A 12844-nucleotide genomic window follows, 5' to 3' on the forward strand; every position below is an offset into this window, starting at 1 on the left:
TCGATATTGCATCAAATAGAGCCGGGTCACAGACCTGTAGTCCCTGTAGTCCCTGAAGGTGAAAGTGACACCGCAGAGCATAACGAGCAAACGCTAATACCCGGAGTGAATAGATGTGAATTCACTGTTGTTGATGCTTCCAGAGGCTTGAAATAGAGGGGGCAAGGCTAAATGCCGAGACGCGCCCGACCTTTTCACAGGCGGGCGCGGAGGGAGGGGTTAAGAGATTTTAAGGTTTTATGACTGTTTCCCAAGACAGAATAGGTGGTTGTCCTGATTGATAAGCCAGCTGCTCATTAACTTCATAAGCAATAGGCTTGGCTAAAATACCAGCATTGATAGCGCTTTCGGCAGGACGTAGTTTCAACGAGACCAACCATTTAGCAATCACAGGGCTAAGCTCCGAGAGCTCCGCGCGTTCAAGCGCACCGATCAAATCAACAGCGCACTGTGGCGTTGCGTACAGACCGCTGATATCAAGTGTGCATTCTCCATAGACATGCGATCCGCCCACCCAGCCGCTGTTGGATGGCACTGTAAGTAGCTTTCGACTTATCAGGGATTGAATTTCAATACTTGAGAATGTAAGTTGTTTGTTATGCCAGTACAGCTGCAGGTTTCCAGTGTTGCCAATACTCTGCAATTGCAATATAGGTGCTTTCTTGAACAGCGCTCGGCGCGTGGCAATTGCAATAATGGCTGGAATATAATTAAACGTTTCGGCACGGGCCAAGGTGATTTTTTCTACGCCCTTGTAGTCGGTGAGCACGCGCCTATACGGAAATCCTTTGAGAATGGACACTTCATCCTCATTGGGCCGCATTTCATAGTTCAGGCCAGACGGGCCTGTAAACTGTATGACTTTATCTTCACGCTCAAAAGCTGTTGTGATTTTTTCAAGCGTGAAGTATTTATTGACCTCTTTAATTGCAAACTCACTGTCCATGAGCGCCACGGCGATAATGTCATCGACGGTCACATTTTTCCGGTTCTCAAAGTGCATGATCAACTTCACGCCCGGTTTTATCGCATTTGCAATCTCCAGCATGCCGCCTGTGCCATATTGAATCGCCAGGTCAAGCCCTACCAGTTGGAACATATCCTTTGTAAATAGGATGCCGCTGAGGGTCAGTTCAAATGTACTGTTCTCTGGCATCAATATAAGCGTTTTTGAGTAGAGGGTTGTTTCGTGAGGCAATGTGAGGGCTGAAGTGGCTTTTTTGGTACTGACGTTCAGTATCAGCTCCGTGTTTGCCGAGCGCCATTTAAGGTCAATATCGGCTGGGCTGAGCGCGAGTGTAGTGACATGGGTTGCGTTTATAACAAACACTGGGGCGGGGGTCATTGAATAGGTAAACGTTATGTCTGGCGCTAACCAGTGGGCTGACGTCAAGACGCAGTGGCCCATTGTGCTACCCGGTGCGGATTGATTTTTGTAGACAAAAGCCAGTTGTTTGCCTGAGGCTGTTTTTGTCCGCAAGGGCATATCCTCAGCTAGACGCCATGCACTCGCTTCTAGTTTGCAAGCGGTGCCGGACATGCTGTTAATCCAACCCACAAAATGTGTGGCTTCAAAAGGGGCGCCTAACAGTTTTTCGAGTTCTTTGGTGGCAACGTGGTCATCGACATCGGCGCTCTTGAAGACCAAGTTGATGTCGGCGTGGCTGTACTCAGGCTGGAAAGTAAATGCCATATCCCCCTGCTGGGAAGGGATTGGTTTAAAGGTGGTGGTCAGCAAAATGTCATGTGCGCTGGACAGCAGTTGAACATTGCCCGGAATGCAAAATTCACGGCTTACCGTATGTTGGCTAAACCAGATTGAGTTCGGCCCTGCACTGGCGACCCATGCAGCACTTGCCTCACTGATATTGAGCAAGCCATTTTTGCCATTGACCAAAATTGGAAGAATACCGCTTAATTCTAAAGCGTTCGCGGCAGCGGCTAATACCTGCGCCCGCACGGGTTGAACACCGTCGCTTGCAAATATCAGAAAGGCTTGCTGTTGGGCTGTTTTGAGATTGGCGTTTATACCCAGGCTCAGGCTTTGCAGCAGTTTTTGCTGAGTTGGGCTCTGTGCGGGTAGATCTAGCCTGCACAGTAGCAATAGCTCGCTGGGCGAGTGGTTGGTCGCAAACGTGATGCGCTGATTGCCAATACGCAGCTCTGATGAGCTGACTTTCATTGTTTTGAGTAATGCCGGCTGCAGCCCCCCTAAAACGACTTTGCCATCCTTGATGGTGGTGGCTTTGAGTACATATTCGACATCGATAGTCCATTGCTCACTGGCGTTAGGGCTGGCAGAAATCTCAATGGCCAGTGGCTTATAAGCCAGTATCAATTCGTATTTTCCGCCGCCGCCCACCATGTGATAGGACAGTTTGCTTCGTGTGTCATCGTCTGAAATTGCCGGGAGAATCAAGGTTCGATTCTTTTGATCCAGTGTAACGTTGATTGCTGTTACGAATGTCTTAGCGGCATGGTGGCAAACTGCGTAATCAGAAACAAACGCATTGAAATGCCAGATCAACGCTTTGCCGTGGTAAGCGCTCAAACGTCTTAGTGCGGGTGCGGCGGCGCCCCGGTGAAAGGAGTAATAGTCGTAATCAAACGTGTAGTGCTTGTTCAGGCCTGAGGGCAGAGAAAGCAGCGCAGTGTCTGCCATGTTGATGGGCTGTAGTTTGGGATTGACCCCTAAACCGGTATACACATCCAGTTTGGCTCGCGTGTCGAGTGCCGGGCCAGACAAGTAACTGTCGAAGCCCCCCACGCGGGTATGGCCCGACCCTGAACCGGGCTGGGTACCCATCATGGTCACGTTGCCGTATTGCACGGTGTTGTTCTGGAAGTTGATCTGTGTAACAACCGCGCCTTCAGCAAACCCCCATAGCGGTTGCGTGGCGTCTTTGGGACCGATTATTTGCAGTTGTGACGGCGTTGCGACTTGTGCTTGCACGTGGTCAAATTCATCAAAGGTGTCCTGGCATGACTTGGCAATAGTGCTGAACCCCGAAACAACTGCGGGCAAACCCGCGGAGATGCCTGCCAATGGAACAGCAACGAGGCCCAAAAGTGCGCTGGCACCAGCGGCTGCCGGTATAAAACTGGTAACGATGGCGGCGACATTCACCCCGGAAGACAGCCCTGCCAATACCAGGTTGGTGCTGCTGGCAGCAATGACAACGGGATCTTTGGTGTTGGTCAAGTCGCCGATAATGCCGACGATATTAGCTGCATCCAAAAATAACCCAGCAACACTCAGTGCAGGTGCGGCGGCGTGCAGTAGCGTCAGCGCTTGTGTTAATGGCTTGATTTCGATATTCATTGCACCTGTAACCAAGCTGGCCAAGTGTGCAACATCTTCAAGCAGGCCTAATGATGGTTGAATCAGGCCCACATAGTTTTGCAACTGAGAAGACCAGGACAAGGCTGTGTCGTGTTCGCCCATGATGGCTTGCAGCAAAAATGCGGCATTGAGCGTGTGAATAGCTTCTGCTTCGCCAATACCAGGTTTGGCACTGATATGACCAGACGACGGATCCAGTTGCAGCGTACTGCCCAGCAGTGCGCTGAGTTGCTCATGTTGCGATCCAAATTCTTCGAATATGTCCTCTTGAGTAGGGAGCCACTGGTGGTCCCCTGTTGCTTCGTGAATGAACAACACCTCGTGCCCCGTTTCTATGGGGCGCGTCGTAAAGGTAGCATGCCACTCTTTGTCGAGGTTATTGCTGGCATGTAAATCAGCGGCTGCCTCGTTCCACTCTTCGCTTAAGTTGGTGAGGGTTAACGCTTGAATGACTTTCTTTTCCACATCGGTTCGATAAGACGCTGGTTTGTCCTGAAGGAACAGATGTTCGCGTATTTGCTGGCTGTTCATTTCATGGAGCACGTTAAGTTGCTCCTGAGAGGCAGCGCCTAACTGTGGAAAAGATTTCATGGCTGCATCAATACCGTGAGCGGCCTCTGTAATCTCCGCCATGCTAATGGGCAGCTTGGTAATACTGTCCGTTTTAGCGTCCCACGACAGCTCGACCTTGGTTAGCAAGCCTTCAATGGCGGCCACTTCTTTATCCAGCCACTGGCCATTGAAGTAGATTTCTTTTTTACCGTTTTCGGTTACCCGAAGCGGATATTGATAAGCCACGATTGAAAACTTGTCACGGGCAATGCCCAGCGTCTCTGATTGGTTTTTCATCCATTGTGTAACATGCCCTGGCAGCGTGTCGGTAATGGGGAGCGCAGCATCGTACAGTGCACAGCCGACAAGGTTGAGCTTGAGGCTGGTTGCTTTTGCAAGGTGACCTCCTGCGGACTCAAACACGTCGCTCAAGGTTTGAGTGATTTTTTCCAGGTTCATTCCGCCTAGCGTGGGGGCACCGTCCGTGGTGGTGCCGTGCCCAACCAGGGTAATGCGCACCGCACCTTCATTTTCCAGTACAAGCGGGGGCGCGTAGCGATACGTTTGCTCCGCCTCTGACCAGGTGAGCACACCAGGGGAGAGCGTATCGCCCAGTTGCAGCCACTCACTTTGCTTGGGGTGTTTGCTAAACAAGTTCTGCGCCGATTGAAAGCACACATCATCGCCTTGTAACTGAACGATCAGCTGCTTTTCATAGTGGAAACTGTCAAATTCTAGCGCGCCGTGTTGTTCGGCAAGGGCGTGCAATTGCTCGACCGACGGGCGGGCCCAATGCTCAATGCCGACGCCTGCAAGGCTATCAATCAATGCCTCTGCATGTGTGCTGAGCGCTAGGTAAGCGTCAGACAGTGCCGCCGCTGTCTTGAGGGTTTGCACCTCTTTAGGGGAGAACTTATCAAGGCGCAGGAGAAAACCAATCGCATCTGGGGTTAGTGATGTTCGGGAATCGAGTCTATCGAACAATTCAGTGCGAGTGTCGTGGGTTTCTTGGGGTGTTAAGCCTATACCAAGCTTAGATTTTTCGAGAACAAAGGCGAGCTCGACATCTTGTTCTATTGCCCATGAACTGAACTTCTCTTCGACCGTACTCAGGCTGGCAATGGAGGTGTCGTGAATGATTGCGGCACCTGTATCACTGCGACCGATAAGTGTGCCAATAATTCCTGGACCGGTCAGCGCAAGCGTGGCGGTTTCTATAGGCCGCCTTGGAAAAATGGAGTCTTGATAATAGTTTCTAAGCTTTGAGATGATCGCGAAGTTGATGTCGCGCTCCCCAAATTGCCTGTCAATGTCGTTCTCCACCTCGTGGGTTAGCGTCGTCGATGTGACGGGGAATCCCAATTTTCCATTGAACATCTCCAGCATGGCATAACCGTCAATAAAGGCATCAAACATCCTGTCAGGGAAGAGGTTTGATTTTTCACACCCCATTTGAGAGTTAGTGTAGCCATCACGGGTATTCGCTATATGGAAAACCCCAGAGCTTAAAGAGTCCAAGGGGTTAAACAGTTGATTGCTGTTCATGTGGTTTTGAATAAAAACTATTTGGTCTTCATTCAAACGACTTCGCAAACCTGTGGTCTTGGAACCTGGCAGGTTGAGGATTTTTTCAATTTCAATATAAATATCAGCGCCGTAAGTTTTGTCGAAGGGTTCTTCTAACGTAATCTGTGTGTGCTGATCCGTTACGTGTTTGCTGGGGAATAGGTCGGTGCCGCGAATTAAATCCAAATTGAGAGTGGGTAATAAATCCATGTCGATATAGATGCCGCCATATTCGTGGAGGGCTATAAACCTGACCAGATCTGATGCCGCAGCCAGATTACCCCGGTCGTTGAGTTCTTTATTATAAATAGCACGTAATTTTTTGCCTCTTGCGGGATCTTTTTTCGAGAAGGTTTCAAATAGGTCTGATACTTCCTGGTATTTTCTATTTTTGCGGTCTTTAATAATCGCATTCTTTTCATATTCTACGATATCTATCTGTTGTTCATATTCATTTCTTTTTGAGGGGCTTAAGCTCTCGGCCAGTAACCGGATAGTCTTTTTTCGCTCCTCGTCATTGCTGTGTGGGTGTATTTCTCTGATGCTCTTCTCAAACACCACGGCTTTTTCATAATACTCCAACGCTGTCCAGGCAGGGTTGCTCTCTAGGCTGATGTTAAGAAACTCGTTACGAAGTGTTTTGACTGCCTTGTTGTAGAGCGCTACCAACAGGTTGTCGGTATCTACCCACGTGGTGGGTGTATATATTTTCTTTGGATCGACCGTTTTCCAGACACCTAGATAAGACTGGGCAATGAAGGGTAGAGGGCCTCCCACCCAGACGGTATGGAGGTATTTTTTTTTATTGAAAAGTTTGTTATGAATGCCCGTGTTATCTGGACCGTATCGGGTGGGATGCATGCTTAACTCCATATAATAATATGCCGTGTGGCGGCTGTTTTTATGGCATGGATGACAAGCGGTTAATAGTGAAATTACTGTGTTTCATCCTTGTTATTTTGGATTCATGTTGTCTCATGCACTGTTGTCGTACTGCACAGTGCACCTGTTGGGAGATAACAAAATAGAGGGCAGTGGCAATACATGCTTAAGACACTGGTTGAAGGTCAGGTTTCAGCCGTTTGTGCGTAGGAGGTAAAACTGACAGGCATAAAAAAGACCTGCCATTAATCATTCAATTAGTGGCAGGCCAAACGGATGAAACGCTAGCTTTAAGCCATTCGCCTACATGTAAACCATCTTGAAGGTGGTTTCGCCGACAAGGTCAACGTCACGGCCAAGATCAAGTGTGGAAGCAGGCAGGATGGTAGGAATAACATTGAATACGGCGTTAATTGTATTTGCGTAGACATTGCCATCCCCGAACACCATGGTTTCTGGCTCTACGCCCGTTGCGGTTTTACTGGAGAATATTTCATTTGTTCTACCTCGCCCAGCGGCACTCATGCCAGGCTGGCTGACAGCACCGTCGATGGTAGCGTTGAGTGTTTTGATTTCAATTGTATAACTACCAAATAACTTGGTCTCAGCTGGGTTGGATACGTCAACTAGACCAAACTGTCGAGTAGGGTCATGACGCATGCCAGGGGCATTTTTTGCACGCAAAATATCTAGGTATTTATCTTCGACTGTCATTCGAACCAGTGTCTTGCCCTTGCAATCAACAGTCATTGTGACTTGTTGTGCTGGCAGGGTGTAAACGCTGTGCAACGTTAATTTTGTAGGTTCGATTACGCCGAAATTGGCAGGCTGACTGTCGTTCAAATTAAAGTCGCAAATAGGTGCAGCCACAAAAGCAGAGACCTTCATAGTCTCTGAGTCTTTGCCTGTTTTGCCTGTAGCAGCATTGGCAACAAGGGGGGAAGCCATGGCAAGAGCGAGCGCGGGAATGACAAAAAGCTGTTTCAAAGTAGTACTCCGGTGTATCAATAATTGGCAAGGCTCACTGCAGGAGCTTTATAACTGGGGTGTGACGAATGCCAATCCGTTGCCGATCCGTTACTTATACTGTGAGTGTTACGTTATAGAGGTGACACGTTATTTGTTACCTGAATTCCTGTCAGGTAGTCACCCATCACCAACGAATTACAGATAAACCATTGAGAATGCTACTTCCCCGACGATGTTGACGTCAGCGCTTGATGCATTCCAGTCGTTGCGGGGCAGGAACTGAGGTTCGATTTTATAATCAACGTTTATGTCGTTAGTGTAAAAGCCATTGCCATCTTGCAGCACCAGAGTCTGCTGTTCTCGGACACTGTCACTTTTGGTGCTGAGGAACACGCCGGTATGACCACCGCCTTGCACGTGAAGGTTTTTGGTTGCAATAACGCCGTCGGTTACTGTAGTGATGGTCGGCGTAATAATGTAACTACCTACCAGTTGCTTCGTGCTGTCATCGACCAGACCAAATTGACCAGAAGGCCCGTGACGGCTAACAAACAATGAACTGTGCTTACCTGCCCACAGTTCATCGGCGTAAGCATCTTTTACTTCGATTCTGGTCAGGGTTTTGCCCGTGCATTTCACGGTGAAGTTACCTGCAACCGGAACAATAGCGCCTGCTGTTACGGCGGTTGCATTCAAAATGCCCGGGGCAATGTTGCCAAATTTAACTTCGCCGCTATTGGGCATTTCAAAATCGCACACAGGTGCATTGATTTTGGCTGTGACATGCAGGGGCTCTTGGTCCTTGCCTGTTTGCGCCTCTTTGGCATGGACAGCGAAGGAAGAACCTATAGCGAGGACAAGGGCGGAAATTACGTAGATTTGCTTCAAGGGTGTTGCTCCGATGTGTCAAAAATTGGCAAAGGCTCTTATTCACTGAGCCTTATAACTGGTGTGTGACGAATGCCAATCCGTTGCCAATCTATTTTGCTCTAACTGTCACGTCCGCTACGTTCATTAGTTTGTCTGCGTAGGGTCATACATCCCTGATTCCGTCAGGTAGCAATGACGGACAAAGCGTAAAGCCAACCCTTGCCAAGGTAGAGTGAATAGCTATGAATTCATAGTTTGTGATGTTTTTGTGGCTGCTCAGGTGCTCTAGCGCCTGAGCGTTCGAGGCATGGCAGCGCGCGCTGCCTCTATGCCTTCGTGCCCTAAGGGCTCAATTGATATGGATGCTCACCAATGATTTGACCTTGCGATCGAGCGCAACAATGCCTTCGGGCGTATCGGCCTGACACCACGCGTCCACTGCTAACACCTGCTCAACATCGCGGTTTACTGCTGTGCCCGGCACGAATCAAGAGCGGGATGCGAGTGGGCTAAAGATAATGTCAGCACCGATCGAAATGTTGCCCTTATTACGCGTGTATTACGCGTGCCACTCGAACGAATTCTGCAGATTAAGCGTGTATAAAATAAAGGCGCGTATAGGCAGTCAGCGCTTTTAGGTAAGGAGTTGGAGTCAGTACATTGTTTTGGTGCTGAACGCTAAACGTTTTAGATTAGGGGGGGCTCTAGTGCTTAGCGATAGCTTTCGGAACCTGTTGAATTGTGCCCCTTTGTTCGATGTTGCCGAGATCCACGCATGAGGGGGGTGGGATGGGCGGCCTTCGCGCGACGCCGCGGCATCCAGGCTGTGCTTATAGTTACATCAAGTGAGTGAATAATTATGAATTCACCACTCATCACCTCGCCTCTACACCAATCTGCTTTATGATTGGCATTCAATCGGGCAGTCAATAAATCATTATCGTAGCCATGAAACAAACGGGTTCACTTCATTCGCCCGTCTGTGAGTGTCATTCAGATTTAGCCCTGCAGTTCTAGAAACGACTTTACCTAACAGGTTGATACGTGAAAGCAATCAAGCGCGTTCTTAAGCGTGGGCGTTCTGTTGAGCGCTCATGGGCAAACTCTATGTCTTCAATGTGGTCTCAGGTAGCAGTCGCGCAAGTCGCGCTTTGGTTGATCGTAGCATTACTGATGGTTTGGGCGTCGCTGTACTCGGTGGAGCATTTGGCGAAAATGTATGTTTTTGAGCGCCTGAGCAGTATTGTCGATTTGAGCAATGGTAACTTCTCTGGTTTCGAGCCCGGCATGTTGAGTGAGTTAAAAAGCTTGGGTAACTATGAGGCCATCGGTGAGGAGTGGCCTTCGCTATTGGCTAAAACCTATGCCTTTATAGAGTACTGTATTTTATTATTTGTGTCGGCCGCTGGGGTATGTACCATTATTGGCCTTTATAAGGTTTTCACCTCGGTCTATACGTATTACTTTTCGATGCAAGCTAGGTTTTGCAGAGGCTTGGTTAACGGTGAGTTGAGCGTGCATTATCAGCCGATAGTGAATATGCGCACTGGCCTTTGGGTAGGCGCTGAGGCATTGCTACGCTGGACTCATAAAGGACAGGTGATAAGCCCTGCGGTATTTATACCGTTGATCGAACGCTCCGGCATCATGCCGTTGACAACCCGTTGGATTTGTCAGCGCGTTATTGAAGATTACTCGTGCCTGCTGTGGGCATGTGATGAATTTTATATCAATATAAACTTGTCCTCTCAGGATGTATCCGACCCCACGTTCCCTGCGTTTGTTCAACAATTATTGAGCCAATATCGCCTCCCGGCGTCACGCATTGTATTTGAGGTCACTGAAGGTGTCGTACTTGATAAACGCGAAGCCATCCTGCATTTGAATCAATTGCGCGACCAGGGCCATAAGATCGCCCTGGATGACTTCGGGACGGGTTATTCCAATTTGTCTTATCTGGATTTCCTGCCTTTGGACATTCTTAAGATTGACCGTTGCTTTGCGAGCAAAAAAGATCAAGGACGCGCCAATACGATTTTGGTCCATTTGCTGAATATGGCCAGACACCTGAAACTCAACGTTATCGTCGAAGGGGTCGAAACACCCGAGCAAGTGGAGCGCCTGCTTGCCTTAGGGGCAGTCACCGCCCAAGGTTGGTTTTATTCAAAGGACTTGACTGCAGAAGACTTGGTGCATGGGTATTTCTCGTTAGTTCATCCGGATATGAACCGAGTGATCTAAAGAAATAGGTACTCACCGTTATCATTGCAAGGAAATGAGCATGCAGTCATCGATTGACCCGACGTCGAGCGATAAGGGTATTCAAGCGGAAGCTAAAAAAGTATTAATCCTGTGTGCTTCTGAAGGGCGGCAAGTTATATTTTGGCCCTCGCACAATACGCTGGTTATTCATGAACATAATAACCAGCGCAAAGTTGAGCTGGGGTACAGTTCCAGTCGCATCCTGGAAATTCTGATTGACCGGGCAGACACCATTGTCAGTCGCGATGAAATCTTTGCCTTTGGCTGGCCTGACCGTATCGTTGGGCAGAACAGCCTGAACCAGGCTATTTCAACCATTCGCGAGCTGCTGGCCGATGATGAGCATCGTGAGATCATCCAGACCATTCCGCGAAGGGGTTACCAGTTCAACTCCGAGTTCTTGGTTGCGCCTGGGCAAGTTAGCGACATGAGCGCTCCGGTTCCTTTAACATTGGGCGTCGCACCAAGCCCGCAAGTGCCGCAGGGTAGGCTCTCATGGCTGAGAAGCTGGCTAAGCACTGAGAGTATTTTGATGGGCGCGACGCTGATATTGGCGATGAGTTTTCTTTGGCGGATTGATTGGAACCTTTGGCTGCAGCCGGACTTTGTCAAAGAAACAGACACGCAAGGTTTGCTGACCGTGTGGTACACCGGTGCAACTACGCCGGAAGTCGAGAGGCTAAAAGTCAGCATGGCACCGGTGCTACGGCGCATGGAAAGTTTGTTGGAAGTGCCTGGCACAGTGATTTTAAATACGATGCACAGCTTTTACGAAATCCTTTGCATCAGTGGCAGTACGGTGGAGTTTGTTTCAGTGCATAATTCGAAGTTAGCCCTCTTGACCGACGAACAGTTAGACAGGTGCCTGAAGTGAGCAAGCGCAGTATTGGACTGCTGGTGGGCATCGTGGTACTCGTGGCCTTGCATTTGATGTATTCATCAGCATCGCATAAAGATTTACTTAAAGGCGCTTGTTTCACCACCGGCTCGATGATCATGAGCAGCGGTGAAGTCTTAAATGTGCTGATCAGGCTTCAATCGCATGGAAATCAAATTCATGATTTTGAGAAAATCAACTCTGATAGCCAGAAGTTTTCATTTGAGCTGGTTAATAACTTCTTCGGTAGTGCACGATTTATGACTAATCCAGTAGGCGGTAATGAGCTGCTTAGAAGCATGTCAGTGCGGGATCGAGACGTCGCTTTTAACTATGCTTATTTATCCAGTTATGCTTCACAATTGACATTTTATAAGTTAGAGCTGAACCCGGACACGCCGTGTTTCTATATCAAAGAGCTGGAGCGCGTATTGTGTCTGGGCAGCGAGCGCAGTCGCGATATTTCATCACGCTGAGCTCACCCACACTGGCAAAACCCCCGCAGGTGCTACTGCTCGCCGTGTTCGAGCAGGTTCAGATAATGGTCAATCAACTCAACGCTTTGTATCGGTGAGTTATGTCCTGCGATAATCGTTTCAACGGGTAATTCACCGCTGCTGATCAGCCCTTGCAATTTCTTCAGGGTTTTCGGGTACTCACTGCGATTGGCGAACGTCATGTTACCCAGCTTTTCCTTGAGGATGCAGTTTCCATACAAGACACGTTCTTCTGGAAAGTACACAAAAATCCCATCTTCCGTGTGAGACGCGCCTAAATACAGCGCTCGAACATGACCGCTTTGCAAGGCGAAGTCGCCCGGGTAAACCTGGTCCGGAAGGCTTTGTTCCAGGACCGGATAATGTTCCATCCCTTGCCGGGTAAAGTCGACAATACTGCGCCACTGGCTTTTTTCCAGGTCATAGGTCATCTGTGTGGAGACAATACTGGCGCCGAGTTTCTTCCAGTAGGCGTTACCTCCCGCCCGGTCGGTGTGGTAGTTGGTGTTGATTACCTCCTTGATGGGCAGGGGGCTGATTTTTCTGATTTCCTGCTCCAGCTTTTCAGCGGTGGCGGGAGTCCAGGTTGCGCCGATAACCGTAATGTGTTGCGCGCCAATGTAGACCATTGAGTTCTCCTGCACATACTCCTTGTCTTCAACGATGTAGAGCGGGCCTTTGAAGTGGGTAAGGGTCAAGTCACTCTGGTTAGCGAAGACCTGGGAGGTTATGCAGGCCAGGCTGATGGCTGACAGGATATTAATAAGCTTCATAAGTTTCTCAGGGAAAGAGTTATACAATACAGGCGTATGTCTCACATGTTCTGATCAGCAGTGAGGGCGCGCCTAGACTCAGGCATGTTCCACTCCTTGCAAAGTGAATAACCGTGAATTAAGAATTAATGCGGGGCCAGCATGTGGCTGGCTCGACTGCGAATTCCGGGCGTCAGTGCAGGCGTGCTGTTAATCTGAGCTGCTTGAGGGTTCTGGCTGCACAAGGGGGGGTGATAAGTTGTTAATTTCTTTG

Annotated in this window: 7 protein-coding genes; 3 read left to right on the forward strand and 4 right to left on the reverse strand. The window is 49.1% G+C overall.

Annotated elements, in window-relative coordinates; all coding sequences use genetic code 11:
• Positions 1 to 229: 229 nt before the first annotated feature.
• The 3 genes from AC07S6_RS03040 to AC07S6_RS03050 all read right to left on the reverse strand — a co-directional run bounded on the left by AC07S6_RS03040 (position 230) and on the right by AC07S6_RS03050 (position 8200).
• Positions 230 to 6322: a TcdA/TcdB pore-forming domain-containing protein gene (locus AC07S6_RS03040; protein WP_495111658.1), complete on the reverse strand. Its 6093-nt coding sequence runs from the start codon at positions 6320 to 6322 to the stop codon at positions 230 to 232.
• 324 nt (positions 6323 to 6646) lie between these two features.
• Positions 6647 to 7330, reverse strand: coding sequence for a DUF1120 domain-containing protein (locus AC07S6_RS03045; protein WP_495111659.1), 684 nt, complete (start codon positions 7328 to 7330; stop codon positions 6647 to 6649).
• A gap of 177 nt (positions 7331 to 7507) precedes the next feature.
• Entirely contained in the window at positions 7508 to 8200 is a 693-nt protein-coding gene (locus AC07S6_RS03050; protein ID WP_495111660.1) for a DUF1120 domain-containing protein, read from the reverse strand.
• 1026 nt (positions 8201 to 9226) lie between these two features.
• Between AC07S6_RS03050 and AC07S6_RS03055 the strand changes: the two genes are divergently transcribed.
• From AC07S6_RS03055 to AC07S6_RS03065, 3 genes are read left to right on the forward strand one after another with little or no spacing between them, the layout of a single operon-like run.
• Positions 9227 to 10423, forward strand: a complete 1197-nt coding sequence (locus AC07S6_RS03055; protein WP_495111661.1) for an EAL domain-containing protein — start codon at positions 9227 to 9229, stop codon at positions 10421 to 10423.
• A 40-nt stretch (positions 10424 to 10463) separates the two neighbouring features.
• Entirely contained in the window at positions 10464 to 11318 is an 855-nt protein-coding gene (locus AC07S6_RS03060) for a winged helix-turn-helix domain-containing protein (RefSeq protein ID WP_495111662.1), read from the forward strand.
• Complete coding sequence (locus AC07S6_RS03065; RefSeq protein WP_495111663.1) at positions 11315 to 11797, forward strand: hypothetical protein; 483 nt, start codon at positions 11315 to 11317, stop codon at positions 11795 to 11797. The genes AC07S6_RS03060 and AC07S6_RS03065 overlap by 4 nt, the downstream gene beginning before the upstream one ends.
• 32 nt (positions 11798 to 11829) lie before the next feature.
• On the opposite strand, the gene blaPFM is transcribed toward AC07S6_RS03065, so the two are convergent.
• On the reverse strand, positions 11830 to 12591 hold the full coding sequence (gene blaPFM / locus AC07S6_RS03070; protein WP_495111664.1) for a PFM family subclass B2 metallo-beta-lactamase: 762 nt from the start codon (positions 12589 to 12591) through the stop codon (positions 11830 to 11832).
• Positions 12592 to 12844: the final 253 nt, after the last annotated feature.

Source organism: Pseudomonas sp. GW821-FHT07B01, from assembly GCF_059419065.1.

Bases quoted from the DNA above. Each gene is read 5' to 3' on its own strand.
- AC07S6_RS03040 (WP_495111658.1), bottom strand. From the start codon at position 6,322: ATGCATCCCACCCGATACGGTCCAGATAACACGGGCATTCATAACAAA.
- AC07S6_RS03060 (WP_495111662.1), top strand. From the start codon at position 10,464: ATGCAGTCATCGATTGACCCGACGTCGAGCGATAAGGGTATTCAAGCG.
- blaPFM (WP_495111664.1), bottom strand. From the start codon at position 12,591: ATGAAGCTTATTAATATCCTGTCAGCCATCAGCCTGGCCTGCATAACC.